25 protein-coding genes and 2 pseudogenes are annotated in these 26,101 nt (G+C 56.7%); all 27 read left to right on the top strand.

The window, feature by feature from the left end:
- A pseudogene (locus tag GSQ86_RS14075) lies at nucleotides 1-308 on the top strand (hypothetical protein); the annotation flags it as partial.
- 388 nt (nucleotides 309-696) lie between these two features.
- Complete coding sequence (locus GSQ86_RS14070; RefSeq protein ID WP_254062383.1) at nucleotides 697-1,197, top strand: site-specific integrase; 501 nt, start codon at nucleotides 697-699, stop codon at nucleotides 1,195-1,197.
- Nucleotides 1,198-1,566: 369 nt separating this feature from the next.
- Nucleotides 1,567-1,941 (top strand): hypothetical protein, encoded by a 375-nt coding sequence (locus tag GSQ86_RS14065; RefSeq protein WP_158750590.1) that lies wholly within the window; start codon nucleotides 1,567-1,569, stop codon nucleotides 1,939-1,941.
- A 2-nt stretch (nucleotides 1,942-1,943) separates the two neighbouring features.
- Nucleotides 1,944-2,288 (top strand): hypothetical protein, encoded by a 345-nt coding sequence (locus GSQ86_RS14060; RefSeq protein ID WP_216841157.1) that lies wholly within the window; start codon nucleotides 1,944-1,946, stop codon nucleotides 2,286-2,288.
- Nucleotides 2,289-2,291: 3 nt separating this feature from the next.
- On the top strand, nucleotides 2,292-2,618 hold the full coding sequence (locus tag GSQ86_RS14055) for a BrnA antitoxin family protein (protein WP_216841156.1): 327 nt from the start codon (nucleotides 2,292-2,294) through the stop codon (nucleotides 2,616-2,618).
- Nucleotides 2,619-3,212: 594 nt separating this feature from the next.
- Entirely contained in the window at nucleotides 3,213-4,751 is a 1,539-nt protein-coding gene (locus GSQ86_RS14050; RefSeq protein ID WP_216841155.1) for a type I restriction enzyme HsdR N-terminal domain-containing protein, read from the top strand.
- The gene (locus GSQ86_RS23105) at nucleotides 4,727-5,260 is read left to right on the top strand and encodes an N-6 DNA methylase (protein ID WP_216841154.1); all 534 of its coding nucleotides are present in this window, start codon (nucleotides 4,727-4,729) and stop codon (nucleotides 5,258-5,260) included. The genes GSQ86_RS14050 and GSQ86_RS23105 overlap by 25 nt, the downstream gene beginning before the upstream one ends.
- Nucleotides 5,261-5,310: 50 nt before the next feature.
- Entirely contained in the window at nucleotides 5,311-6,672 is a 1,362-nt protein-coding gene (locus tag GSQ86_RS14045) for a hypothetical protein (protein WP_158750588.1), read from the top strand.
- Nucleotides 6,672-7,490, top strand: a complete 819-nt coding sequence (locus GSQ86_RS14040) for a hypothetical protein (RefSeq protein ID WP_158750587.1) — start codon at nucleotides 6,672-6,674, stop codon at nucleotides 7,488-7,490. The genes GSQ86_RS14045 and GSQ86_RS14040 overlap by 1 nt, the downstream gene beginning before the upstream one ends.
- A 123-nt stretch (nucleotides 7,491-7,613) precedes the next feature.
- A complete protein-coding gene (locus GSQ86_RS14035; protein ID WP_158750586.1) occupies nucleotides 7,614-8,687 on the top strand; it encodes a restriction endonuclease in 1,074 nt (357 codons plus the stop codon).
- 511 nt (nucleotides 8,688-9,198) lie between these two features.
- Nucleotides 9,199-9,567, top strand: coding sequence for a hypothetical protein (locus GSQ86_RS14030; RefSeq protein ID WP_158750585.1), 369 nt, complete (start codon nucleotides 9,199-9,201; stop codon nucleotides 9,565-9,567).
- 13 nt (nucleotides 9,568-9,580) lie between these two features.
- On the top strand, nucleotides 9,581-9,844 hold the full coding sequence (locus GSQ86_RS14025; RefSeq protein WP_158750584.1) for a VirB3 family type IV secretion system protein: 264 nt from the start codon (nucleotides 9,581-9,583) through the stop codon (nucleotides 9,842-9,844).
- A pseudogene (locus GSQ86_RS14020) lies at nucleotides 9,825-12,193 on the top strand (VirB4 family type IV secretion system protein). Before GSQ86_RS14025 ends, GSQ86_RS14020 begins: the two are co-directional and overlap by 20 nt.
- Nucleotides 12,194-12,222: 29 nt before the next feature.
- On the top strand, nucleotides 12,223-13,056 hold the full coding sequence (locus tag GSQ86_RS14015; RefSeq protein ID WP_158750583.1) for a TrbG/VirB9 family P-type conjugative transfer protein: 834 nt from the start codon (nucleotides 12,223-12,225) through the stop codon (nucleotides 13,054-13,056).
- Nucleotides 13,057-13,058: 2 nt separating this feature from the next.
- Entirely contained in the window at nucleotides 13,059-14,378 is a 1,320-nt protein-coding gene (locus tag GSQ86_RS14010) for a TrbI/VirB10 family protein (protein WP_158750582.1), read from the top strand.
- 14 nt (nucleotides 14,379-14,392) lie between these two features.
- The gene (locus GSQ86_RS23540; RefSeq protein ID WP_254062382.1) at nucleotides 14,393-14,539 is read left to right on the top strand and encodes a hypothetical protein; all 147 of its coding nucleotides are present in this window, start codon (nucleotides 14,393-14,395) and stop codon (nucleotides 14,537-14,539) included.
- 92 nt (nucleotides 14,540-14,631) lie between these two features.
- Nucleotides 14,632-14,838 (top strand): hypothetical protein, encoded by a 207-nt coding sequence (locus tag GSQ86_RS14000; RefSeq protein ID WP_158750581.1) that lies wholly within the window; start codon nucleotides 14,632-14,634, stop codon nucleotides 14,836-14,838.
- A 24-nt stretch (nucleotides 14,839-14,862) separates the two neighbouring features.
- Entirely contained in the window at nucleotides 14,863-15,651 is a 789-nt protein-coding gene (locus tag GSQ86_RS13995) for a hypothetical protein (RefSeq protein ID WP_158750580.1), read from the top strand.
- 31 nt (nucleotides 15,652-15,682) lie between these two features.
- Nucleotides 15,683-16,600, top strand: a complete 918-nt coding sequence (locus tag GSQ86_RS13990; protein ID WP_158750579.1) for a type IV secretion system protein — start codon at nucleotides 15,683-15,685, stop codon at nucleotides 16,598-16,600.
- 161 nt (nucleotides 16,601-16,761) lie between these two features.
- On the top strand, nucleotides 16,762-17,568 hold the full coding sequence (locus tag GSQ86_RS13985; protein ID WP_158750578.1) for a VirB8/TrbF family protein: 807 nt from the start codon (nucleotides 16,762-16,764) through the stop codon (nucleotides 17,566-17,568).
- Nucleotides 17,565-18,539, top strand: coding sequence for a CpaF family protein (locus GSQ86_RS13980; protein WP_158750577.1), 975 nt, complete (start codon nucleotides 17,565-17,567; stop codon nucleotides 18,537-18,539). The genes GSQ86_RS13985 and GSQ86_RS13980 overlap by 4 nt, the downstream gene beginning before the upstream one ends.
- Before the next feature lie 519 nt (nucleotides 18,540-19,058).
- Entirely contained in the window at nucleotides 19,059-19,451 is a 393-nt protein-coding gene (locus GSQ86_RS13975) for a single-stranded DNA-binding protein (RefSeq protein WP_158750576.1), read from the top strand.
- 93 nt (nucleotides 19,452-19,544) lie between these two features.
- On the top strand, nucleotides 19,545-20,480 hold the full coding sequence (locus GSQ86_RS13970; protein ID WP_158750575.1) for a RepB family DNA primase: 936 nt from the start codon (nucleotides 19,545-19,547) through the stop codon (nucleotides 20,478-20,480).
- Nucleotides 20,481-20,503: 23 nt separating this feature from the next.
- Nucleotides 20,504-20,848 carry a hypothetical protein gene (locus GSQ86_RS13965; protein ID WP_158750574.1) on the top strand — a complete coding sequence of 115 codons (345 nt, stop codon included), beginning with the start codon at nucleotides 20,504-20,506 and terminating at the stop codon, nucleotides 20,846-20,848.
- Nucleotides 20,845-21,441, top strand: coding sequence for a hypothetical protein (locus GSQ86_RS13960; RefSeq protein WP_158750573.1), 597 nt, complete (start codon nucleotides 20,845-20,847; stop codon nucleotides 21,439-21,441). The genes GSQ86_RS13965 and GSQ86_RS13960 overlap by 4 nt, the downstream gene beginning before the upstream one ends.
- On the top strand, nucleotides 21,438-23,354 hold the full coding sequence (locus GSQ86_RS13955) for a type IV secretion system DNA-binding domain-containing protein (protein WP_158750572.1): 1,917 nt from the start codon (nucleotides 21,438-21,440) through the stop codon (nucleotides 23,352-23,354). Before GSQ86_RS13960 ends, GSQ86_RS13955 begins: the two co-directional genes overlap by 4 nt.
- A 3-nt stretch (nucleotides 23,355-23,357) precedes the next feature.
- Entirely contained in the window at nucleotides 23,358-26,090 is a 2,733-nt protein-coding gene (mobF, locus tag GSQ86_RS13950; protein WP_158750571.1) for a MobF family relaxase, read from the top strand.
- Nucleotides 26,091-26,101 lie beyond the last annotated feature (11 nt).

Below are 26,101 nucleotides of genomic sequence, written 5' to 3'. Positions count from 1 at the left end.
TTAAGTACCACTTGTGTCCGCAACTAACAGGAGGAATATCCATGTTTGTTCGGACACGATTTCAATATGGCAGTCTGCGGCTACGGAAGAGCGAGCGGAGTACCGACGTGTGGGAGTTTCGTTATTACGAGACCAACCCGGAAGGCAAGCGGATACGACGGAGCATCATCCTTGGGGAACAAGCTCTGTATCGGACCGAGGCCGAAGCACGTAAGGCAACGCAAACGCTTCTTATGCAGCTCAATGAGGAAGCTCCACGCGCTGAAATGGAGCTCCGACGTTCGGGGCTCTGCTCGATAAATACATAGAGCATGAGTTGCCAGAGCGATACTCCACCCGGAGTTCGCATCTGTCGAACATTCGGAAACACATTCGACCGCGCTGGAACGAACAACCAGTAAACAAGATGAAACCGATGGCGATGGAGCTGTGGCTGCGTGATCTGCCGCTTGCTCCAAAGTCGAAGGTTCATATACGCAGCCTGATGCACCTTGAAGTGTGCGGAGCGATGGGGAGTCATTGAAATTGGAAAGAACCCCGTAACTCTGGTGCGCGTCAAGAACGCAAGCAAGCGACTGAAGCGGCCCCAAATCCTCGAAGTGGCTCAGTTCTTCGAGATGCTCAAGCATCTCGCGGAGCCGTACCGCACGATGGTGATGGTGGCGCAGTGTACGGGACTTCGCATCAGCGAAATCCTTGGGCCTGCAGTGGGGCGACTTCGATTTCGAAGCGCACACCTTCATGGTTCAGCGCAGCTCTGTCGGTGGACGGATCGATGCGGCGAAGACGGAATACTCGAAGGACTATGTTCCGCTCGACCCGCGTCTGGAAGAACTGCTGCTTCGGTGGCGGAGCTTCAGCACCTATTCCAAGGATGTGGATTGGGTCTTCGCCAATCCACAAACTGGAAAGCCGTATCACCAGGAGAGCCTCAAGAAGCGCCAGCTTCGCAGGGTCGCCGACATCATCGGTCTGCCAGAAGGGATCGGGTGGCATACGTTCCGCCACACCTATCGCTCATGGCTCGATGAGACCGGCGCTCCGATGAAAGTGCAGCAAGAGTTGATGCGTCACGCCTCGATCCAGACGACGATGAATGTCTACGGAAGAGCAATGACAGACTCGAAGCGCAAAGCCAATAGCCAAGTCGTAGGGCTGGTGTTTGGCGAAACGCTCGACGTGAGAAGGGGGGCTTAAACACCACAGTCCTTCAATAAAGAAGGACTGTTCAGGAGGAGCCATTTCCGATTGGGGGATAATGGGGTCTTGTTTGGGAAATCGAAGTCTGTAAGTGATTGATTCTTTGGTTGCGGGGGTAGGATTTGAACCTACGACCTTTGGGTTATGAGTGGCAGTAGAAACGTAGTTTCAACGAGTTACAAGGCCCGATCGGGAGCCTAAAGTAGCCGTAAGTTGTTGAAAATAGGAAGAGGGAGTTTTTACATCGGGTTGAAACCGGGTTGATAAACCAACGACCTTTGGATTTCCAACCCGGCGAGAGTAACTTTGACGATACCTTTTCGATACCTGAACGAGACCTTATCATGGTGCGTAGAGGTGATCTGAATGTCGGCTAGCCCTACCTTTGCGAGCGCCGACCCGGCCCTCTTCAATCCCAAGTCCGGCCGACTCGATGCCTCGCGTATCGCGAGCGAGATCCAACTGCCGGTCTCAACGATTGCCGTGGCTATCGGCAAGAAGGCCCCGAGTGTTCGCAAGCACCCCGACGCCAGCAGCCTGCAGCCGGAACTTCGTCGCTTGTATCGCGTTTGGGCAGCCATCGTGGAGCTTTACGCCGGTAACAAGAAGAGCGCCCGCATCTTCCTCAACGCGCCCAACAAACATCTTGAGAACCAAGCACCTGTCGAGTTCATTGAGAAGGGCAACCTCAAGCCGCTTGAAAGCCTCGCCGAAGCGATGTGCGCGCGAGAGCACGTATAAGAATGTCGCGACCAAGGGCTCCGTATGTATTTAAATGGGGGTACAATAAAAACGTGCATACTGTCGTAGAAACTGCCGAGTTCCAGAAGCAGGCGCGAGCGGTATGGAACGATGCAGAGCGCGAAGCCTTCATCGACTGGATCGCTGGCAACCCGGATGCAGGCGATGTCATTCCAGGCGCGGACGGCGCACGCAAAGTACGCTGGAGCCGTGCTGGAATGGGTAAGCGCGGCGGCGTGAGGGTGATCTATTTTCACCTGACAGACCAAGAGATTGTGTTGCTAGTGATGGTCTATGCGAAGGCTGTGCGAGCCAGCGTAAAACCCAAGGACATAAAGCGGGGGTGAAACATGAAGACACTGAAGAAGATGGACGTAAACAAAGTAGCCCGCGCAATCGAAGACGATGCGGGCCAAGCGTTGCCGGGATTGCGCGAGTCTTTGGCTCAAGCTAAGGCTGGCAATTTTGCGCGGGTTCACACACCAGAACAGATTGTCGCTCGCCGTCGCGGCCGCCCAATCGGAAGCAAGCAGGAGGCCACGAAAGAGGCGGTCAAAATCCGGTTGGATGCCGATGTCATGGCGGCGCTTCGGGCGAGCGGGGATGGCTGGCAAACGCGGATCAATGATGCTCTGCGGGCATCGCTGGCTCTCAGCGGAAAGATCGTATCCACATGACTGTACCTGCGGTGTAACTTAGCAACCCGTAGCATCATTGCTGACGAGAAGCCGACTTCACAGATCGAATCGGACGACCTCTACTCGGGTACGGCAGAGGTCTGCGACATACATTCTGGCAAGCCATTTATTCAGAGGGCTCTAGCTCTGCTCGAATTGCCAGCAAGTGTTCGAAAGGGTGCGGAGACACTCTCAGGATAGTGCTGTGGGCAGACGCAAACCGGGGTTATTTGTGATGGGCAAGCCGATCACTGAGGACTAACTTCCGTGACAGCAAGGCGTCCACGAAAACTGTTCGTACCTGGTGATGGGCCGCAACAAAATCTGCTTACAGATGCTCCATCTGGTAATCACAGCGTTCAAGATGTCGACAGTCGAGTTGCTTGATAGAGTTGTCGACCGGAGTAAGTGCCATCACACGTACCCTTATGACAAAGGTCTCATCGCTTACGATCGATTGGTCATAGGCTGCCTGGTGAGAGAAAATGATCCAATACAGTCTTGAACTCAGTGCAACATCGAGGATCAAGGCGGGAAGTGTAGTTCAATGCCTATTCCGCCACGGCGAGATCAGGCAGAGGAAGATTGATTCATATGGCCAAGACGACGACTGAGTTCAATGACTTTTCACTTTTCTCCGAAGACGACGTACGAGCGCTCACTGGCCGAGTTGTCTATCGGGAGAGCCGTGGTACTCAGGTGCCCTACATCTCCTGCCTGGTTCGCAATAAGGAGGTCCAGTTCAAGCCCGAAGAACTGACCCGCCAGCTTTGGCTTACCTACTTGATCGACAAGTTGGGATACGCCCCGTCACGTATTGCGATTGAATACCCCATCACTTTTGGACGCGACAGCTCGAAGCGAGCAGACATTGTCGTCTTTGATGCCGACCGTCCGACAGTGCCCTACATCATTGTCGAGGTCAAGCAAAAGAAGTATAAGGACGGCAAGGAGCAGCTCCGCTCCTATGCCCATGCCACTGGTGCACCGCTCGCCGTATGGAGCGACGGTATCGTTTCAGAGGTCTGGCACCGCAAGAACCCTAATTACTTCATGCCGATCCATGAGCTTCCGCGCGCGGATCAAACGATAGAGCAGGTCGTCGATCAACCTTGGACTATCCAAACTCTAATCGATCTCGAAGCTGAACGTGTCAGAGAGGGAAAGTTTGCCCGTTCCCTGCGCGACTTGATCGAAGACATGGAAGACGAAGTGCTGGCGAATGCTGGTGTGGACGTGTTCGAGGAGGTTTTCAAACTCATCTTCACGAAGCTCTACGACGAGATGACCTCGCATCGCCGAAACACACCCCTGCGCTTCCGAAACCAGAACACCGCAGCCCAACTCAAGACAGCCATTCAAAACCTGTTCGATGACGCTAAGAAGAAATGGCCGGGTGTGTTTCTCGAAGATGAACGGATTCGCCTGTCACCCGACCATCTGCAGGTCTGTGTCGGGTCACTTGAAGAATGGAAGCTCTTCAACTCCAATCTTGACGTTATCGACGACGCTTTTGAATACCTTGTCTCCAAATCGTCGAAGGGTGAGAAGGGCCAATACTTCACGCCCCGCTGGGTCATAGATATGTGCGTGAAGATGATGAACCCGAAAGAAGGGGAGACGGTGATTGACACAGCCTGCGGCTCCGCGGGATTCACCGTGCACACTATGTTCCATGTCTGGCGCCAAATTATCCAGGCCATGGGAATGAAGGACAGCCATCTCTTCACCATGGAAACCAAGCCTGAACGTTGCATCGACTATGTGCGCGACAACGTTTTCGCCATTGACTTCGATGAAAAGAGCGTTCGCGTTTCGCGCTGTCTAAATTTGATAGCTGGTGACGGTGAAACCAACGTCCTGCACCTGAACACTCTTGACTGGACGAAGTGGGACGAAACGGCGAAGCAGAACGACTGGCTAGATACCTATGGTGACGGTTGGAGGCGGCTGCGCAAACTGCGGGCGAATGCGCGGCAGCATGATTATCGCAATTTCGCCTTTGATGTACTGATGGCCAATCCTCCGTTCGCCGGTGACATCAAGCAATCCGACATGCTCTCGCCATACGATCTCGCCACAAGAGAGACGGCAAGCTGGATCGCGCCGTGGCCCGAGACTTGCTCTTCATAGAGCGCAATCTCGACTTCCTCAAGCCCGGCGGGCGCATGGCCGTCGTCCTACCTCAAGGACGGTTTAACAATTCGGGCGATCAGCAGATGCGGGAGTTCATCATGGAACGCTGCCGCATTCTCGCTGTTGTAGGACTGCACCCAAACACCTTCAAGCCGCACACCGGCACCAAAACTAGCGTTCTCTTTGTTCAGAAATGGAACGACGATCCGGCTAAGGGGCCACTTTGCCAAAAGGCTAGCGACTACGAAATCTTTTTCGCGACCCAACAGGTGGAAAGTGTCGACAACTCGGGCCGCAAAGTCTACCGACGGGATGCCATCGGAAACTTTATGCGAGACGAACACGGCCACTTCATCGTAGAGCAGGACCTTTTCAGGCAGGATGCCATGGGACCGGACGGTATTTCAATCCCAGGACGTGAAGGAATAGCTGAAGCGTTCGAAGAATTTGCGCACAAGGAGAATCTAAGTTTTTTTCTCAACGCCCCTTCGACCAGAGTCGCCTAGCGCGACTGTTGAAGGGGCTCGAAATCTCCGTCCTGCGCCTCAGTTCCGCGATGACAGACAATCGGGATCAACGGATCGACAGTCAGTACTTCAAGCGTATGGCGCTGGCGACCGACGCAATGATTGCGCTTCACGATCCTCAGCCGGTATCGCAACTTTCCACCGACGTCCGTAGCTTCGGAGCTTACGCCCTCACGAACGAGTTCGCATATCAGGAAGACGGAATCCCATTCCTGCGCGGCACAAACTTTTCGGGAGATTACATCAACTTCACTGACGTATTGCGGATCTCGGAGGAGGCGAACAGACTCCTGCACAAGTCTGAGGTGCTTCCAGGCATGGTATTGCTTTCCATGTCAGGGAGCGTTGGGAGTGTGGCTGTTGCGTTAGATAGTTGGGACTATCCAATCAACTCGAATCAAGACATTGCGAAGATCATCCCGACTGGCGTCTCCCCGTTCTACATGGCAGCCTACCTCTCTTGCCGGTTCGGTCGAATTCAAATCGACAGGCTGCCGGTCGGAAGTGTTCAACAGCATGTTTTTCTTTGGATGATTCAAAAGTTAAAAATACCGCGCCTGACGGACGTGACAGAAGGCCGCATATCTGAAGTCGCTGAACGAGCATATAAAGCGTACGAAAGTGTCTCCGACACTATGAGTGATGCCGAGTCAGAACTCATGCGCTTCCTCGGAATCGCTGATTGGACTCCGCCTGAACCACTAGCCTATACAGCTCGCGCTGAACAGGTGAAGCTGAAGGGTCGGTTGGATGCGCGGTTCTTTGCGCCCCGAATCCGGGTGCTGCTTGACTTACTGGCCGCCGACGGAGGAACAGTGGCGGATGTGGCTCGACCGCGGCGAGAGAGATTCAGAGCTAAACAGGGCGCGGATTTCGATTATATCGAGATTGGAGATATAGATGGGGCAGGAGCGACCACTAGCAGTCGTATTCCTTGCAGCGAAGCGCCAAGCCGGGCCACGTGGTACGTGCGCGAAGGTGACGTCATCACCTCTACGGTCCGTCCCATCCGCCGTCTCTCGGCACAGATCGGCCCAACGCAAGATGGCTTTGTCTGTTCTTCTGGATTTGAGGTACTAGAACCTCGTGGTATCGCGCCTGAAGTGCTGCTGACATACCTACGCCTCCCAGTAATCTGCGAGCTTCTCGACCTCTATGCCAGTGCCAGTATGTATCCCGCGATCACCGACGCTGACATCTTCAATTTGCCTCTGCCTTCCATCCCCTCCGATGTGGCTGCTCGAATCACTCGAAAAGTGCGGAATGCAAGGTCAGCGAAGGCAAGGGCCGCGAGCATGTTGAACCTCGCAAAGCGCGCCGTTGAGATAGCAGTCGAGGACGGGGAGCCCGCCGCCATTGCCTGCCTCGACCAAGCATCGGAGGCTACCTGATGCCTCCCCGTTTACCAAACAACGCCAGAATGTGGAAGGAACGAGCCGAGATCGACTACATCGGCCCGTTCGTGAAGGCATGGGCAGCCTTCAACGCTTGGTTTCGCGAAGAGTCTGGCTCACGCAAGGATCGCGAAGGACTCGAGTACGTCAAGACTCACGCAAACCCTGTCAGGTCTGTAATCCTGCCTCTTCTTACGCCAGCTGAGAACGGGCTAGACGGACGGCCGCTTGCGGACAGCGAAGATGCTCAAGAGTTAAAGCTACTAATTGCCGAATTGCATAAGTCACTTGAGCAGTTCCGAATCGAGGTAATGAACGAGTCTGACGTACTAGAACAGATTACCTTTAGCTCGGTGGCGATACGTCGACGCCTGTCGCTGCCCCAATCCAAGACCAGCAACTCCATAACCTACATGGTCAATAAGCAAAGCGGCCAATGGATTTCGACTGTTGCGAATCGCGCAGGGCAGGTTACGACAACGATCACTCAACCCGAGTACGAAGAGTCGGGTCTGATCACGCATTCACAATACGCGACCTTATCCCCAACAATGCAGGGGCACTTGCGTGGTCTCTACCAAGCTTGCTGCCCGCGTCCGTTGAGCAATCTTTTGGCAGGAACGGAGAGGCCAATCATTGCAGGAGAGCAATCTTTCCGCTGTTCGAGTGAGGAGTTGTTCTTTGGATTGGTCGAGGTGATCTATGCACTACGGAATTCGCTTCTGCACGGCGAGTTGCAGCCAGACGAGCGCGCTTTTAAAAGCTACGAACCGGCTTACCGTATCGTCATGCGATTTCTCAATTGCGTCGGATGAGCACTGTTGTGCCAGTGGCCTCCAGATCGGCACTATCAATCGCGTGGAGGCAGCGGGCAAGGCAGTCTAGTCAGGGCGAGTTAACGTAGAAAAGCTTTAGACTTGCTGTACCGGAGACCTATTATGAATGTTTGGCTGGTCAGAGCTGGAAGACACGGTGAGTTCGAAGAAAAGTTCCTGCAAGAGGGACGCGTCTACGTTACCTGGGATCACCTGTCCGTCGATATCGGAAAGATGACCGATCGCAAGCAGCTTCTCGAAACGATGGTGAACACGTACCCGGGAAGTAAGCTCCGAGCACTTCAGAACAATGTCAGCCAGGTGTGGCCGTTTGCTCATGCAATGGAGCGCGGGGATCTTCTAATCCTTCCGTCGAAGATGCAAGCCTCAATTTTTGTGGCCGAGATATCGGGGGACTACCAGTACGCGCCACAGGGGCCTGATCCATTCTTCCACTGGCGTAGTGTGAAGTGGATCAGCGACGCTATCCCAAGGAGCAATTTTAGCCAAGACTTGTTGTATTCGTTCGGGGCATTCATGACGATCTGCCGAATCACGCGAAACAATGCGGTGGCGCGGATCGAAGCCATGAGGTCTAACCAGTGGAGAACAGAGAATCTGTCCGACGTTGTTGGAGGGAGAGGCAAGGCCTTGGTTGAGAGTAGGCTCCCAGAGGAAGCGACTGATGCGGATGATACGGAGTTCGATATCGGGCAGGTTGCCCAGGACCAGATCGCTGCGACAGTGAAGGCGAAGTTTTCTGGTCATGGTCTCACTAGGCTCGTCGACGCAATCCTCAAAGCTCAGGGATACACGACCTATGTCAGCCCGAGAGGAGCTGATGGCGGTGTAGACATTCTCGCCGGGTTGGGTCCATTAGGTTTTAGCTCGCCCAGGCTCTGTGTCGAAGTAAAGTCCGAGGCTTCGGCCATAGACCGCCCGACAGTCGACAAACTCCTCGGCGCTATGACTAAGTTCGGCGCGCAAGAGGGGCTTTTCGTGTCTCTGAGCGGCTTCAAGACCAATGTTCAGAAGGACCTTGCGACTACATTCTTCAGGCTGCGGCTATGGTCAGCCACGGAGCTTTTCGAGGCGCTATTCGCAAACTATGACAAGCTAGATGCCGAAATCAAAGCTGAACTACCGCTGAAGCAAATCTGGACCCTGGCATTGCCAGACGAGGATTCTGGAGACTAATTCCAGATCGCAATGGTCGCCTCATAAGAAATCTCGTGTAGCACAGTTAGCAGTCGTCAAGCTTTCTTTCGTGTCTTTAACGTTCTTGATCTCATCCAGGGTCGGTGTACAAGGAGATAACCGCTTCTCCTTTCAGTAGGTCATGGTGTGAACGTGCAGTTTGTTGCCCATTGATCGCCTTCTAGTGGGGCATGTTCGATCAAGAGGGCACGACTGGAGACGGTAGTAGGATTTTCCACTCACATACGGACCGTGCGTTGTTGGACCGCTCGACGCAAACCGGGCATTCATCACGTACGTTTGCGCCACGCAGAAGTGCGTAACGCCAAATCGGCTGATCAAATAGTGCGAGTGCCGAACCACCGCGTATTAGCAGCCGCGAACGGCGTTTCAAGACCGCCCCTTATTCCTCTGATGAATAAGCGACCCTCTGCCATTTATTGGACTTCGCCGACCGAGTAATTCTACGTTGCCCATATCGCAACCGAATCCACGGTTGATTGAGGTGCCAATGCAGATCAAAGTTAGGCTCGATTCCCGGCCCATCCAGAGGTGGGCAAGACTCTTCTCAAAACAGACGATACTCCGTGCCGCGCGCGTGATGGGGCCGACTCTGGTCGCCCTTACCTTCGCCGGCGTTGCTCATGCCCAGGGAACGATGGATTTCTCAGGGGCGCAAACCTTAATGGGCACCTTCAAAACTTTTGCGATCTACGCAGGTGCCGTGATTTGCTTCGGCGGGCTCATTTTCGCGGGAATCCGCATGATGAGTGGTCGTTTTCAGGATGCTATACCAGGCCTCTTCGGTGCGCTCTTCGGTGCCGGAGTGCTCGGCTGGGGTGCCGGTTGGATAGGCAGCCTGACCGGACAGTCGATGTAGGAGCTGCATCGACATGACCAAGCGGGGAGAACCGTTACCGATCAATCAGGCCATGAACAGGCCCAGAGCCAAGCTAGGGCTCGACCTCTCGACATGGATGGCCATTGTGTTTGTGAACGTGACGGTTTTCCTCGTTGGGTTCCGACTGCTGGCGATTTTGAGCTTCCCGACGATGGCCGTCGCGGCTTGGCTCATCATTCGCAAACACCCAAAGATGTTCCAGCTCTGGGGCCTGAGCCTCAACCAGAAGAGCTACTATGACCCGCGCAAACACTGAGCAAATAAAACATACGCCGTGGTTCGCGAAGGCCGGAGCCGCGTGCAGCATCGTTCCGATTGCACGCTTCGTTAGCCCCAATATCTTCGCGCTGAAGGGGGGTGGCTATGGATGCCTTTTCTCCCTGACCGGTATCGACGAAGAGGGTGTCACCGATCTTGAGCTTGACTCGCGTATGCGCTCCATTGAAGGCGCACTCCGTGGACTCCCCGAAGGCTCCTGTCTCTATCAGTACACGCGCGTGATGTCGGGCTTCGAGCTTCCACGCCAGGCAAAGTATGCCAACCCCATCACTGAGGTGTTTGCGTCCGACCGTTTGAACTTCCTGAACCAAAATGCAGCCTTCCGCCGCATTGACCTTCACTGGTGCCTCACGCTGGAGCCATCAAAAGCCAAAGCGTTCGAGCGCAAGCCACAAGAGAACGCCATCGATACCTCGCGCATGTTGTCCGATCTTGAGAAGACCGCAACCATTCTTCAGTCCCATCTCGGCAGCTCGTTGGGACTGCGTTTGCTCGACAAGACCGAAATCTTCCAGTTTTTCAGCTATCTTTTCAACCTCGAAGAGTGGGCCGAGCAGGACCAGCTTCGCAGCGACACCGGAGTGGACAGGCAGATCGTGAAGAGTCCGGTCGCATGGCACAGCGACCACGTCACGGTTGGCAAACGCCACGTACAGATGTTCTCTCTCAAGACAACACCTGAAGCGTCGCGGCCCTGCCTTTTCTCTGGCTTGCTCACTCTCGACTGCGATAGCGTGCTGTGCTCCACATGGCGAGTGAAGTCCACGGCGGCAGCTCGCAAGGAAATCGACTCCCAGGAAAAGTTCATCTCCTTTTTCAAGGTCGGTGTTCTGACCCGTGTGATGAGCGGACGCGATACTGCGTCGTTAGAAACCGGCGCGGGAGCGAAGGCCGCAAACATCAACGTCGATGACCTCAGCGAAGTTATCCGGGGACTCGACAAGAAGGCCCAGGGTGAATTCTCCCTCCGTCTCCTACTTGCAGCGCGAAGCCAGGAGCAACTTCGCGATGTTGTCCCGGCTGTGCATCGGATCTTCGTTGATGCACGGGCCCAAGTGATGGAAGAGACGCTTGGAAACCTTTCAGGCTTCTACGCTCTGTTCCCGGGCAATCACAAGTCAACGTCTTCCCGCTGTGGTTGTCAGAGGATCATCACGCGCGGCTGTGCTCCGTCTTCGCGCCCAGTATCGGGCATCCACACTCGGACGACTTGGATTCGGAATATCTCAACATCTTCGAGACGCGTACGCGCACGCCGTTCTTTCAGGATGTCTATGTGGATGGCGTTCGCGTCATGCTCATCATTGGGCCAACCGGCTCCGGTAAGTCCGTGCATGGGAACGCGGCGATTGCTCTTGAGCAGAAGTATGGCGGTTTTACCTACATTTTCGACATTGGCGGCAGCTACGAAAGCGTAGTCGAGCTGTACGGTGGCAAGGTTGATCGAGTAGGCAAAGACGGCCCGCGCATCAATCCATTCTCTCTTGAACCCACCGAAAGCAATATCAAGTTCCTGTATTCCTTCATCAAGTTGCTGCTCACTAATGGCGGCGCAGAGCTGGAGCCTGAAGACGACGACGTGATCCATAAGGCCGTGCAGGACATGTACCTGCTCGATCCTGAGAACCGCCGCCTCTCGAATCTCTTTCTGCCCAAGAAGCTCGACCGTTATCTCTCGAAATGGGTTGGCAAGGGCATTTACAACGCCGTCTTCGACAACGTTGAGGACAGCCTCTCGCTCTCGCGCCTTCAGTGCTTCGATTTCCAGGGCGTGAACAACGAACAGTATGCAGACCTGATTGAGCCGTTGATGGTATGGCTCCTCCGCCGCATCAACGATGTTCTCTATAACCCTGCCAATCTCGGATTGCCCAAGCACATCCTCATCGAAGAAATCTTCTCATCGATGAAAAACAAGCAGCTCCTGGATGGCGCGCTCGCTTCCATCAAGACGGTTCGTAAGAACCTCGGTGGCGTGACCATGATTGGCCAGTCCGCCGATGACCTCGGCGCGAACGCCGACAGCATCGTGAACTCCTGCACGTCCTTCCTGTTTCTCAAAGATGCGACTTTCAATCGGAAGCGTTACGCCGAATTGTTCAAGATGAACGAACAGCAACTCGCTCTCTTCGAGAGCTTGCAGGATCGGGAGGGCTTATACATCCGTCGCGACGGGCTCACCAAAGTGGTGACGCTGCGGCTTGATAAGCGCAGCTACGCCACGTTCTCTACCAAGCCGAAGGATCGTGTTCGCCGCACCAAGCTGATCGAAAAGTACGGACTCACCGAGGGCATCACGCGCTTCGCCCAGGGCGAGACTGTGTAACCAATCCCCCTCCACCGAAAGGACTACCAGTGAAACCGCCCATCATTCTCATCATCTCGTTCGGTCTCGGCTTGACCGCCGCCGCCCACGCAGCAACGGATCAGCCTCACCACCTTGAACCCGCTGCGCCGCGCGCCGTTACGGTGTCGGAGGCGGATGCTCCTCCCGCCATCCGCACTGGCTTGCTGCAATCGACGCTCATCATGCTGCCTGCTGAGGAGAAGGTAGCCAACGTGTTCGCCGGCGACACGGTGAATTGGGTATTTGACGGTGGCCACGTCGCCAGTCGCTTCATCAGTGTCAAGCCGAAGGTAGCGAACGCCACGACGGACATTCACATCGTGTCCGACCACGGCAATGAGTACACCCTTCAACTCCGCGAAGTGTCGAGTGACGCCGACTCTCACTTCGATTCCAAAGTCTTCATCACGCCGGGCGACAAGGCCGCGAAGGAGCGGCTGACCGACTTGCCGGTGTTCGTCCCGGCTGCTGACTTGGAGAAGGCAAAGCAGGAGGCGGCAGCCGCCAAAGCCGCCCAGATCGCCGAGCTGAAGGCCGAGGACACCAAGGCCGAGACCTACCGCAGCAAATATCCCGGCACACTGCACTTCGACTACACCTGGGACACCAAGAAAGGCAGCGCGCTGGGGCTTGAACAGATATGGCATGACGACAAGTTCACCTATTTGCGCGGCCACTTCCAAGAGACACCCGCGCTTTATGAGGTGAAGGAGAAGAAGCCGTCGCTCATCAACTTCGATTTCAGTAACGGTCTCTACACAGTGCCGAAGGAGCTCGACAACGGCTACCTCGCCATCGGCAAGCAGAAAGTCGAGTTTCACCGTGCGGAAGGAAAGGAGTAGTCATGGCCGACGAAAATCTGAATCAACCCGCCACCGTTCCAGAACAGCCCGAAGCGAAGCCGCCCGTGCGCAAAGGAATGCCTTTGGTCATCGCGCTTGTCGTCATCATCGCGCTGATTGGCATCGCCAACTTATCGACCCTAGTTAGCGGCAACAAAAGGGCGGCGTCGCTGAGCGCGTTGCCGATGCGCCCGGCCACAGCAAACCCGCAGCAGGTGTCGAGCTTCGAGACCCAGCAGCAGGCTCAAGCCCGGCAAGATGCCGACCTCGCCCAGAGGCAACAGCAGCTCGCAGCCGCCATGCAGCAATTACAGGCGGCGCAGGAGACACCCGGCCCGGAGGCCCCAGGCGCACCTCCAATGACCGCCGCCCAGCGCGACGCGATTTACGGCAACAGCGCGAATGCACCGTCCCACACTTCCAACGTCTCGGAAGCGCAGGCGGAGGCCAAGCAAAAACAGCTTGCGCGTGAGAAACAACAACAGGATGCCATCAATAGCGATACCGTCGCCATCGACTTCCAGCACTCCGGCAGCACCGCTGTGGCCGCGCCCACAGCTACCGCCGTACTCGGCGAGCGTCAGGAGGCGTCGCCCAAGGCAACCGGCGAAACCATTACTCCTGCTCTTGATGCACCTGCCAAGAAGCCGCCCATTGCAGAGGCGAGCGCAGAGCAACAAACGAGAGCGAGCGCAAAGGCCGACCCGATGGGGCCGTATGACTTCGACACCTACGATGGGCGCTTGTATCGGATCTTTGAGGGCACAGTGTTGGAGGCGGTCGTCACCAACCACATCGACGGCGGATTCAGCGGCCCGATCATGCTGGACCTGACCACCGACCTCTACTCCCATGACCACCAGCAGCTTCTCTTGCCCCAAGGAACGCGGTTGCTTGGAACTGTACAGAGCGTTGGTAGCGAACAGCAGCGCAAGATGTTCGTCACCTTCCATCGCGCAATCTGCCCGGACGGATTCTCTTTGGAGTTCGCGAAGTTCATCGGCCTTGACCAGATCGGCACGACCGGTATGGCCACGAAGGTGAATCACGGCTATCTCGAAGCATTCGCAGCCGCGGCTGCGATCGGTGGCTTGGGCGGCCTTGCTCAGATCGGCAACAACGGAAGCGTTTTCACGCCTTCAACCGAGATTCGCAACGGCATCTCCGAGCAGTCCGCCCAAGAGGGTGAGCAGGTTCTCAATCACTTCCTGAATCGCCTGCCTGTCATCACGCTCAAGGAAGGTTCCCGCGCGCGTGTGTATATCGGCACGGATTTGCTTGTCCCGTCCTACGCGGAGCATCGCGTCAGCCCCACTTTGTAGAGAGGAGCACTGTGATGAATGATCGCTTCGCACATTTGCTTCGCAAGTCCCGTGATGCCAAGCAGGGCGGTCACGAAGCCTGGGCCGTGCAATCTACCGGTGAGAAAGTTGCCGTCGCCCTGGTTCTCAATCGCGCCGATTGGCTCGCCGCGATCGGATAGACGTTTCCGGAGGCTATCGAGCGCAGCGGCGTGGAGTGGATAGCGATGATTCCGCAGACTGCCCGCCAGCTTGCAGAGGAGGAGTGAACGCTATGCAGAGGATTAGTCTTGATCGCTTTTATCAGGTCTCCGCAATCACGGCCGCTCTAGTGCTCGCTCTCCTGCTCATCGGGACAACTACCGGGCGCGAAACGCTTGCATGGATTTACCTCACAGCCACGGACGCGATTGCAAATGCAACCCACGTCCACGGTTTTCCCCTGGACAGGCTCGACGCGACCTGCCCGCAATGCATGTAGTTCAACCCAAGCACAGGAGGCTTTATGAAAGTCACACTGACCAACCGCCGTAAGTGGCTCTTAGGGGCAGGAACGGCTCTGCTTCTCACCGCGACCCCGAGCTTTGCCCTGTTTGGCATCGGAGATATCGTCTTCGACCCGACCAGTTACGCCAGCCTTGTATCGCAACTCACCACGCTGGAATCGCAGTACAACATGCTGAAGAACAACATCACGCATTTTTCTGCAAAGCAACTGTGGCAGACCGAACTCCATGCCCTAGAGAACGTCAACGTCGCCAGCATGTTCGGCGAAACTGCCGGCATCAAGATTGCGCTGAACTCTAACAACCCGAGTGCTTCGCTGACCGGTTGGCAGACCGCCACGGTGCCGATGAACAGCAATGCCAACACCTACCTTGCTGGACAGCAACTCGGCAGTTCCCGCATGTCGCAGCTCGCCATGATCGAAACGTCCGACGGCGTCTCGCCCGACTGCCTCACGGCGATGGGTCAGTACCGCTCAAGCAGAACAACGAACCTCACGGCCAATGGTTCGCTGATGTCCAACCAGTTCGACAACAGCGATTCGACCAACGCGGAGGTCCAGCAGCTCAATCTCCTGAACGCCGCAGCAGGTCAGCGGATGTCGGAGATGCAGTCCCAGGGCAGCTTGCAGGTCTGCCTTGCTGGACAGATGACCGTCGCCAACATGGAGCGCCGCAACGCCGCTGCGGAGGACATGAATACGGCAGCGTTCGTTCAGCAGCAGCGTTCCACGAACGATGTGAGCGCCGCGAATGAAGGTAGTACCTGGACGACCTACCTTCCCTAATCCAACCACAACCCACGATTGAGAGAGCGATATGGCATCCATACTTGTGTTAGCGCAGGCCCTTCCTTCCGCCAGTTCCGGCGTCGATTGGCTGTATCAGTTCACCAACAATCTGACGAACCTCACCACTCAGAACGGCGGGGTGTTGACCCAGCTTGGGCTTACAGAATTGAGCTGTATCGCTCTCTTTACATTGGTCAGCATGTCGATCAACTGGAGCACCACAGGCATGACCTTCCGGCTTCATCAGGATCATGTCCATGTGGGCGACCTTACGAACTTTCTCCTGAAACTCATTATTTGCTGTCTGCTCGAAAACTATTGGGTGAACCCGTTCCCCGGCGCGAGTTTCGGTATTAATCACTTCTTTTCCTACATTGCCCAGGCAATGGTCGCGGCCTTCGATCAAAGCTCACTCAACAATTTGCTGCAGCTCTTGAAAACGGCTGGCGACAGTACGACGATGCCGTCTTTTACCGCGCCGCTCCAGATCCTTTGCTACGTCGTCGTTCAGATCATGCTTGGACTCGCATCCGCGATCCTGTTTTTGATTAATTGCAGCGCGTTCATTCTGTACGGCGTGACTGCTCTCTTCGGTCCGGTGTTTATACCCCTTCTCATGACCAAGAATTTCCGCGCCAAGTTCTTTCACTTCCTTGATGTGCTCATCAGCTTCGCCATGATTCGCGCCGTTGCCGCTGCATTTATCTTCGTCTGGGCGGGGTTCATGAACGGGTTTATTCAGCAGACGTTCAACGGCAACTATTCGATGGAGATGTGGATGGCGAACCTCATTCCGTGCTTGATGGTGTTTGTGGCGTTCATCATCAACATGCTCTTTATCCCCAGCATGACGCAGGCGATCTTTGGCGGCGCCGCTGGACTCACGTCCGCAGCGACGCAAACAGCCGCAGGTGTAGCCGCGTTAGTGGTGAAAGCAGGTGCTTGATATGTGGAATTTCTTACTCGCGTTTTTCTCTGCCCGAGCCGTAGGCAGGTCAAGTGTCCTTCGGCGTTTGCTGGCGCTCTTTTTATTCGGAGCACTGATTGCCGCGCTGATTTATACGGCTGTCGTGTTCCGTGCGGTAACGGAAAGGAGTCATCCGAGCCATGTCCACCCACACTCTTCCAATTGATACGTCTCTTACCCCGAAACAGGCTGCGCTTGCCGACGAGATCGGCAATGAGGTCTACGCCTCCCATTACTCCGAACGGAAGGCGTACCGCCTCACCATCGGATGCGGAACGGTTCTGCTTTTAGGTTCGATGGGCTTGAATCTTTCGCTCGCCCGTCGTCCTATCGCCAATCGCTACATCCGCATCGATGAGATGGGTCGCGCCCAGGCGATTCAATACAGCGATCTCAACTACAGCCCGCGCGAGGGTGAGGTGCGTACATACCTGACTGATTGGGCCAACTATCGCTACACCATCAGTCGCGAGACCATCGCCAAGAAATATCCGCTGAACTATTACTTCTTGTCAGGCAATCTATCCTCGCAACTCATGACTGACGACAACGCCAATCACCTCGTCTCGCAAGTTATCGCCGGTCAGATCGAGCAGAGCGATGTTGAAGTCAAGAACGTCACGATCACGTCCATGTCACAGGAGGTGGTGCAGGGCGTCATGATGGCGCGTGGAACGGCGCTTGTAGCGATCGACAAGCTCTACTCTCCGCGTTACTCGCACGAACCGCGCGTGGAGCATTGGGGAATCAGCGTGACCTACTACCTGAACCCCAAACAGGTCAGCGATCAAGCCCGCATCTTCCCGCAGTTCGAGACGATCAATCCGCTTGGATTGACCATCACAGAGTTCCACGAGAACCGGCTCTCCGTAGATCCGATTGCACCCGGAGCAACTACCGCGTCGCCGGCTGTACCGGCGACGCCAGCGGTAGGAGTATCGCGGTGAGCTACCAACTGATCCTGCCGTTCTTCCCGGAAGAGCTGCGTGAGCTTCTGCTAGACCCGTCCATCTCTGACCTGATGATTAATGGAACTACGGGTGTCTACGCAGATCGTGGAGGGGTCGTTCAGCATATCCCGCTGACGACCCCGTACACGAACGACCGGCTGCAGGCGGCGATTGAGCGCGTCGCACGGCTCCTGGGACAAGACCTCACGAGCCAGAATCCGATCCTGAATACGCGCCTGCCCGATGGCTCCCGTGTCGCCGTCGTCGGCTCTCCATCCTCCATTCATGGGCCTACGCTGACCATCCGCAAATTCAACCGCTGGTACACCAGCGATGAATTGATCGCTTCAGGCAGCTTACCGGTGCATGTCCGGGATACGGTTGTCGAGCTTGTCAACGCGAAAAAGAACGGCATCATCAGCGGCGGAACCGGTTCGGGGAAGACAACTTTGATGAAGTCGCTGCTCGATCATGTACCCCACCATGATCGCCTCATTGTTATTGAACAACCGGCGGAGTTAAAGATTGCGCATCCCAATGCGGTTCGTTGGGAAGCAGTGGAGGCCATTCCTGGCCAAGTCGCCGTCACTCCTAGCCAGCTATTGGCCGCCGCTCTTCGGCATCGGCCCGACCGCATCGTCATGGGTGAAATCCGTGATGAGTGCGGCTATGACCTCTTGCAAGCCATGAACACCGGCCACGGCGGAACGCTTTCGACCATCCACGCAAAGTCGGCGTGGGACGCTCTCAATCGGCTATCCGACTTGGCTCTCAGTGCCAGACCTAATCTGAATCATGGTTTCGTGCGGTCAGAGACCGCAGAAGCCATCGACTTCGTTCTCTACTGCGAGCGAAATGCGGCAGGCCGCCGCCGCGTGCGCGAGCTGATCTTGGTCACCGGATACGCCCATGCCGAGCAAGCATTCCAGACGGAAGAAATCTACCGCGCTCCGGCCGAGGCCGACTAACGCCCGGGCATGAGGTGAAGAATGACAACCGGATTCGTTGCAGACGGTCTTCTTACTGGGCATCGGGTGTCGAGACCTTTGACGGAAAGCTGTGCTCTTGTGCGTGAAGACCGCAGCCTGAATCGCGGTGCCAACGGTGGTGCTTTGCCGTTCGTCTTTCCAGCGTTCGTGGCAAGAAGAAAGAAGTCGCATTGCCGGGATACGGCATCGTCAGGAACCCCTTCAGGCGCTCTGTCTTTCAGGCGTATCTCTCCACATGAATTCCTCGTCATGCTCGGTCACTGCTTCGGGGCCAAACCGGCGCCCTGCGGCTCGGCGTCGTTCTGCTTCGCTTGCAGCGCCCCTGCGGGGTCTCGGCTCCTCCCAAAACAAGTTTGTAAACGCGGCCGAGAACGCCGCACAAACTTCTTCCGGGCCCCACCAAGAAAGCACTCCTTGGCACTTGGGAGCCGGGCCCACTCGCTGGCTTTGCCAAGGGTGACCCGAGCAAGAACGGGAATTCAAAACGGAGACACGACCATGAACAAGAACAGAGCAGAACTGATGGGATTCCTCGGAGCCGATGCCGAAGTTCGCACCGGCAAGAACGACAGCAACTTCACTACCTTCTCCCTAGCCACATCGGAACGCTACAAGGACAAAGAGAGCGGCGAGTACAAGCAGATCACCGAGTGGCACCGCTGCATCGTCTTCGGCAAGTTCGGCGAGTTTGCCGCCACGCTCAAGAAGGGCGAGCACATCTACCTCGAAGGCAGGATTCGCCACTACGAGTACACGCCCAAGAAGGCCAAGAAGCCGGTACGCACCGACAGCATCCAGGTTCTCACCATCCTCAAACTTGACCGGGCCGAGAAGGCGGCCCAAGAGGATCTCGACAACGAGCCGGAGCCGTCCGATGACATCCCGTTCTAGGGCTTGTCATCATGCGCAGGAAGGCCCGGTGAGAGCCGGGCTTTCCTCACGCTAAAGGACCTGCAACATTCCATCGCATCCGAGGTATTCGCCATGAGCCAAACTGCCAAAGACTTTCTTACCCATTGCTTCGCTGCGGGGGAGACCATTGCTCTCCTGCTGCGCAGTGAGAGCGCCGACCGCCCCGCGCAGCGGATCGTTCGACTAGAACAGGCGCTTGCGCCTGCCTACATTCGGTGGCTCGCTCACGAGAACCATGCTGGTGCCAACGTCTATGTCGCTGCCAATCCGCTCCGCTCCGGCAGCCGCCGTCGCACTAAAGAGTGCATTGCATCCGTCCGTCACCTGTATATAGATATCGACTTCGATGGGGATGCCCGTGTCGCTGCGCTTAGGGCTTCAGATGTGGTTCCTTCCCCGACCGTGGTCCTCGCCACATCCCCAGGCAAGTATCAAGCGCTTTGGCGTGTTGACGGCTTTGACTTCGAGCGTCAGGAGACCACGCTGAAGCAGCTCTCCATTGCCTTTGGTGGTGACCGCGCTTGCACCGACTGCAACCGGGTACTCCGCATTCCCGGATTCTTGAATCAGAAGTATTCGCCGGCACACCTCGTCACCGTTGAATATCTATCCGATTCAGTCTGGAATCCTGGCGACTTTCATCTCCACAATGCCGCGCTCCCGCTGCGCGGAATCTCACGGCCAATGCAGCCCGGAAAGCACACACATTCCGAGCAGGATTGGGTTTGGGTTCTCGACGAACTGGCCCACGGCAAGGATGCGGTGAAGCTCACGCATACGCTGGCTTCCCACCGCGCCGACAAACCCAACCCTCTCTATTACGCCCAGCGCACCGTGGACATGGCTTCAGCCCGTCTCTGGCTGCTCGAAGGCGCACCCATAGACGACGTAATCACGATGCTCGAACTACGCCGTCGCTCCGAGATGCCCGCCACGCTATGTTCCGCTCGTGCGAGAGAGATCGCGACGACGGCTAACCGCATGATTGCCCGCTCGAAGATTGCCTGATTCATCAACCAAAGGAGAATGCAATGCCACTGCTAGAAATCACTCAAACCCGCCACGTCAACGCCTTAGTTCGGTTTACTGACTCAACCGCTCGCTTGGTCGATCAGTATGTCACCTTCCTCCGCTCCCATGGACAGCCTCGCGCAACTGCCGATGACGTGATCGAGCACGGTGTCGGCTACACCTTCAACAAGGATCGTGAGTTTCAGGAGTATTTGAAAACGCCACAGGCGGCCAATGTCACGCAGACCCTGCGAGTTCGTAAGGCCCCCGTTTCTGATGCCGTTGAGCAGGCCAGCAAAAAGCCTGCTGTGGCGACGCAGCCCGCAGTACAAACCCCGGCTGTAGCGGCAGGATCGAAAGCATGATCCTCCATCCAATTCCGGGGCAGGGCCACTACGGCGCTGCGCGCCGGAAGAACGTAGACAATCCATCCCTGAAAGGGTTGCGTTGGGAACCAATTGGTTCCAACGGGAAACATGCAGAAAACAAGTGGCTTGCCGCCGAGGCCAAATTCGGGCGGTTCCATTGGGAACCGCGCCCGAACCTGGCCTCAGAAGGATCAGCGATGCTTTCACAGACCTCTGAAATCGAAGGCCGCCTGCAGCGGCTCAAGGGACGAGAAACCCGCACCCAAAGCATTGCCACGCGGTTTACCCGCACTGAAGAACGAGCGTTATTGAGGGTTGCCGCAAGCTGCGGAAAGAACCTCCGCGAATGGGCGCGGGAAGTTTTGCTGGATGCCGCGAACGCACAGCAACACGGCGATGGGGCGGCGTTGTTTGCCGAAGTGCAAGCCTTACGTCTCCTCCTCATCAACACCCTTGAGCCGTTGCTGCGCGGCGAAAAGATGACGCCGGAGCAGTTCAAGGAAATGCTCCGGTACGTGAAAACCAATAAGCGCAAAGCGGCTGCAGACATGCTCGCCAGCTATGCGGAAGGGACAACAGAACAGCCATGACAGACACACAATGGGGCCGCAAAGAAACCATCGTTCGTCCGCCGCACTATCCCGTCTACAGCTTCGGAGCCGTGTTTGTTGCGCTCATGGTGACCGTCGTCTGCGTTTACCTCCACTTCGCTTTTGTCATGAGTCCGCTGCAACGCTACTATCTCTCCTGCTATGCCGAAACGGGTTTCCTTGGCACCATGCGCCAGAGCAGCGAGTACCAGCTTGTTACGGTGGCAGACCGCCAGCGCCACACCCGGCCTGTCACGGAGGCCGATGTGCAACCAGGTTCTACGCCGCAGCTAATCGGCAGGCCGATACCCTTGGCGCTCTCCCCAACGGCCCAGGCCTCCGGCGTCGTTGTTCTCTATCGGGGACCTAAGGTTGCCTACATGAACCGCCCTCTTCATGACTACCTTCGCCGCTTCGTTTATGACGGTGCTTCTCTCTTAGGCATCTTCGGCATACCGCTGTGGTCAGGGCTTTCCGTGTTTCTTCTCCAGTTCCCATTCGCCGTCCGCAAAGACGTTCGACGGCTCAAAAAACTGAAGTATGGACGACTGCTAAAAGGCCCCGTCCTGGTCTCTCCAAACGGCTTCAATAAGGTCGTTAAGGGCGATGGCATCGGGTTCAAAACCACCGAGTCCAAAGAGCTCATGCGCATCCCCCTACGCGCCGAAGGGCAGCACATCGAAATCATGGGCGATACCGGCGCGGGCAAGTCCCGGCTGGTCATGCAGCTTCTCGCACAGATCAAGGAGCGCGGCCATTCCGCCATCGTCTATGACCCCGCCTGCGAGTTCGTGCAGCGGTTCTATGACGCCGACCGCGGCGACATCATTTTGAATCCGCTCGATGCGCGCTGCCCCTATTGGGGACCGTCCGAGGAGCTGCGTCGTCGTGCCGAAGCCAGAGCCATTGCCGCGTCCCTGTACCAACCGACCACAGACAAGAAGGGTGAATTCTTCACCGAGACACCGCAGAAAATCTTTGCCCACCTGCTGACGTTCGGGCCAACTCCGCAGGAGTTGGTGGAGTGGATGGCGAACCCCGACGAGATCGACCGGCGGGTGCAAAATACCGAGATGGCGATGATGATTGCGAAAGGTGCGCAGCAGCAGCGCAATGGCGTCCTGGCCTCCCTTGGCTTAATCGCGGACAGCTTGCGAATGCTCCCACGGAAAGAGAAAGCGACGAGCCATTGGACCGCGACCGAATGGTCGGAGCATCGCAAGGGATGGATCTTCATTACGTCCAAACCGAGCGAGCGGGAGGCACTACGTCCACTGCACAGTCTATGGATCGACCTGCTTGTGCTCCGTCTCCTGAATGAGCCTAAAGAGAGCCAGCACCCGGTCTGGTTTGTCCTGGACGAGTTGGCGAGTTTGCAGCGTCTCCCACAGCTTCACACTGCGATCACCGAGAACAGAAAGGCAAAGAACCCCCTTATCCTTGGCTTCCAAGGTAAGGCCCAGCTTGAGATGATCTACGGGCATCTGGCCGAGGTGATGCTGTCTCAGCCGGCGACCAAGATATTCCTGAAAATCACGGAACCCAAGGCTGCCGAATGGGTGTCGAACGCCATCGGCAAGGTCGAGATTGAGCGGCTGCGGGAGACGCACTCGACAGGTCTACGGGCTGGCAACAACTTCAGTGTGGAGCGCCAGGTTGAGCCTTTGGTACTGGACTCGGAAATCTCCGGGCTCCCCGACAGACACGCATTCCTGAAGCTGGGAAACACGGTAGCCAGATTCTCCTTCGCCTATCACGACATCCCCGCCACCCAGCCCGCGTTCGTGCCGCGCCCGCTGGACGATGACGACCTTACCTTCGACCCGAAGACGCTGACGAAGAAGCCGTCTCAACCCGATGCGATCGCAGAAGCCGCAGAATCCGTACAGGCCGGATTCTCCCTTGGAGATTAGGCCATGCTGCAAATCTCCAAGGCGCTTTCAGCCTCTAAATTACAGGACTACCACAAGCGCGAATTCACCTCGCCCGACCAGAACTACTGGAGTCAGGGACAGCAAGTGCAGGGCCAGTGGCAGGGGCAGCTTGCGGAGAAGTTTGGCCTGTCCGGCGCGGTAGGCGCGGAAGAGTTTCAACGTCTCTCTGAAGGGCAACATCCATACACTGCCGAGCAGCTTGTCATGCACCGGCAGTCCTTTGAGTACGCGAACGCTGATGGAAAGACCGTCAACTCCGTACAACATCGCGCAGGTTGGGATGCTACGTTTTCGCCTCCCAAGTCGGTGTCGCTGACCGCCCTGGTAGGCGGCGATGAACGGATACGAACAGCGCACTCCGAGGCCGTCACCATCGCGTTGACGGAGTTGGAACGCTATACCCAGGCGCGGCTTGGCGGAAACCACCCAGCCGAAACCACCGGGCAGTTCGTCGTTGCCAAGTTCGAGCACGACACCGCCCGTCCAGTTGACGGCTATGCTGCGCCGCAGCTCCACACCCACGCTGTCATCTTCAATGTCACGCAGCGCGAGAACGGGCAGACCCGCGCACTCCAAGAGCACGGCTACTTCGATTCCCAGCAGTTCGCCACTGCCGTATACCAATCAGAACTGACGTATCGACTTCGGAATCTTGGCTATGAAATCGAAGCCGGTAGAAGCGGAGCACCTGAGATCAAGGGATACACGTTGGAGTATCTCGACGCCTCTAGCGCACGCCGCGATCAGATACGCGAGCGGATGGAAAAGCACGGCCTCCACGGCTATGAAGCGGCGGATATCGCGGCACACGCCAGCCGCAGCGAAAAACTCATGCAGACGCCCGCCGAGGTGCTTGCCGCCCATCGGCAGCTTGCCGCCGAATACGGTAACCAGCCCGATCAAGTCGTGGCTGAGGCCCAGGAGCGCGCGCGAATGCACACCGCCGAACGCACTCCCGAAACCGTGCAGAAAGTAGCCCGCGAAGCGGTCACCTTTGCCCGTGAGCGCAGCTTCGAGCGCGAAGCCGTCACCGATGAACGCGACCTCTTCCGCGACGCCCTGCGCCGCGGAATGAGCGAAGTCAACTATGCCGAAGTACGCGCCAACTTCGAGTCGCGCATTGCCTCCGGCGAGTTCCAGCTTGTGCCCGGCGATAAACATGAGACCGGGCGGCAGTTCACGACGGCAGAGACGATACGCACCGAGAAAGAAATTCTGCGCCAGATGCAGCAGGGCCACGGACGTGCCGAACAGATCATGTCTATCCAGGCCGCTGTCGCCCACACAGAAAAGCAGCAGCATTTGAACGCCGGACAGCGGGCCGCCGCTGAAGAAATTTTGACGTCGCGCGATGTGGTGCAAGGGCTGGAGGGGCGGGCCGGTGTCGGCAAGACGACCCTCTTAAAATCGGTACGCGAAGCGGCAGAACAGCGTCGGTATGTGGTCGAAGGCTTCGCCCCGACCTCTCGCGCCGCGAACCAGCTCCGCGATGCCGGGATTTCCGCCGATACCTTACAGGGCTTCCTGGTTCGCGCCCGCCAGCCTACCGCCGACCGGCATCTGTACATGGTCGATGAATCCAGCCTCGCCAGCACCAAACAGGTGCGCGACTTCCTCGCAAAGTTAGAATCTGGCGATCGTGTATTGCTCATTGGAGATACCCGACAGCATCAGGGAGTCGAAGCCGGCAAGCCATTCGAGCAGTTAGTGAATGCAGGGATGAGGACGGCACAGCTTGACCAGATCGTCCGCCAACGAGAGGCCCCCGAGCTATTGAAGGCCGTCGAACATTTGTCGCGTGGCGAAATCGCCGAAGGTGTGGCGCTTTTGGAACAGCAGGGCCGCGTCACCGAGATTGCCGACCCGCAACAGCGCATCGCGTCGATTGCGCGGAGCTACGCCGCCAGCCCGGAAAACACCATCGTTGTTTCCCCCGATAATGCCTCGCGCCGTCAGATCAATCAGGCGGTGCGTTCCGAATTGCAGGCCCTTGGCAAAGTCGCCTCGGAGGACCACGCGGTGCGCGTACTCGCCCCCCGTTCGGACATGACCGGTGCCGATAGGACCTGGGCTGCTCGCTACGCCGTAGATGACGTTCTCTACTATCCCCGTGGAAGCCAAGACATCGGAATCGAGAGACAAAGCTATACGAAGGTGATCGCTACCCAACCCAAAGACAACCTGCTGACCGTTCAGAAAGAAGATGGAACCATCGTCATCTACAACCCCGCGCGGCTGTATGGTGTGAACGTCTATCGCGAGTTGGAGGGGGAGTTTGCGGTTGGCGACCGTTTGGGATTCACCGCGCCGTCCAAAGAATTAGGCGTTGCCAATCGTGACCTTGGCACGCTCCAGCAGATCGACAAAGACGGCCATCTCCTCGTGAAGATGGACAATGGGAAATCCGTCAGCTTCGACACCCACCAAATGCGGCACTTCGACCACGGCTACGCTGTCACCAGCCACAGCTCCCAGGGACTCACCGCGGACCGCGTCTTGGTGAATATCGACACCAATACTCACCCAGAGCTGATTAACTCGCGCTTTGCGTATGTTTCGGTATCGCGTGCGGCGCACGACGCGCAAATTTTCACGAATGATGCAACGGACTTAGCTCAGAGACTGAGCCACGAGACGGGAAAGAGTTCTGCGATCGAGTTTGGCATCGGCAAGGCGGCTGTCGGCCAAAGTCTCGAAACTGAACAATCTTTATAACGTGGCTAATG

The organism is Acidobacterium sp. S8 (assembly GCF_009765985.1).
In the GTDB taxonomy this organism is placed as follows: Bacteria; Acidobacteriota; Terriglobia; order Terriglobales; family Acidobacteriaceae; genus Alloacidobacterium.
This window is presented reverse-complemented; position numbering and strand designations above follow the sequence as displayed.

Coding starts and splice junctions, on each gene's coding strand:
- GSQ86_RS14050 (WP_216841155.1), top strand. CDS start 3,213: ATGGCCAAGACGACGACTGAGTTCAATGACTTTTCACTTTTCTCCGAA.
- GSQ86_RS14000 (WP_158750581.1), top strand. CDS start 14,632: ATGCAGAGGATTAGTCTTGATCGCTTTTATCAGGTCTCCGCAATCACG.
- GSQ86_RS14060 (WP_216841157.1), top strand. CDS start 1,944: ATGTCGCGACCAAGGGCTCCGTATGTATTTAAATGGGGGTACAATAAA.
- GSQ86_RS23540 (WP_254062382.1), top strand. CDS start 14,393: ATGAATGATCGCTTCGCACATTTGCTTCGCAAGTCCCGTGATGCCAAG.
- GSQ86_RS13955 (WP_158750572.1), top strand. CDS start 21,438: ATGACAGACACACAATGGGGCCGCAAAGAAACCATCGTTCGTCCGCCG.
- GSQ86_RS14035 (WP_158750586.1), top strand. CDS start 7,614: ATGAATGTTTGGCTGGTCAGAGCTGGAAGACACGGTGAGTTCGAAGAA.
- GSQ86_RS13985 (WP_158750578.1), top strand. CDS start 16,762: ATGTCCACCCACACTCTTCCAATTGATACGTCTCTTACCCCGAAACAG.
- GSQ86_RS14010 (WP_158750582.1), top strand. CDS start 13,059: ATGGCCGACGAAAATCTGAATCAACCCGCCACCGTTCCAGAACAGCCC.
- GSQ86_RS14065 (WP_158750590.1), top strand. CDS start 1,567: ATGTCGGCTAGCCCTACCTTTGCGAGCGCCGACCCGGCCCTCTTCAAT.
- GSQ86_RS13990 (WP_158750579.1), top strand. CDS start 15,683: ATGGCATCCATACTTGTGTTAGCGCAGGCCCTTCCTTCCGCCAGTTCC.
- GSQ86_RS13970 (WP_158750575.1), top strand. CDS start 19,545: ATGAGCCAAACTGCCAAAGACTTTCTTACCCATTGCTTCGCTGCGGGG.
- mobF (WP_158750571.1), top strand. CDS start 23,358: ATGCTGCAAATCTCCAAGGCGCTTTCAGCCTCTAAATTACAGGACTAC.
- GSQ86_RS14055 (WP_216841156.1), top strand. CDS start 2,292: ATGAAGACACTGAAGAAGATGGACGTAAACAAAGTAGCCCGCGCAATC.
- GSQ86_RS13995 (WP_158750580.1), top strand. CDS start 14,863: ATGAAAGTCACACTGACCAACCGCCGTAAGTGGCTCTTAGGGGCAGGA.
- GSQ86_RS13975 (WP_158750576.1), top strand. CDS start 19,059: ATGAACAAGAACAGAGCAGAACTGATGGGATTCCTCGGAGCCGATGCC.
- GSQ86_RS14025 (WP_158750584.1), top strand. CDS start 9,581: ATGACCAAGCGGGGAGAACCGTTACCGATCAATCAGGCCATGAACAGG.
- GSQ86_RS13960 (WP_158750573.1), top strand. CDS start 20,845: ATGATCCTCCATCCAATTCCGGGGCAGGGCCACTACGGCGCTGCGCGC.
- GSQ86_RS13965 (WP_158750574.1), top strand. CDS start 20,504: ATGCCACTGCTAGAAATCACTCAAACCCGCCACGTCAACGCCTTAGTT.
- GSQ86_RS14045 (WP_158750588.1), top strand. CDS start 5,311: ATGACAGACAATCGGGATCAACGGATCGACAGTCAGTACTTCAAGCGT.
- GSQ86_RS14030 (WP_158750585.1), top strand. CDS start 9,199: ATGCAGATCAAAGTTAGGCTCGATTCCCGGCCCATCCAGAGGTGGGCA.
- GSQ86_RS14040 (WP_158750587.1), top strand. CDS start 6,672: ATGCCTCCCCGTTTACCAAACAACGCCAGAATGTGGAAGGAACGAGCC.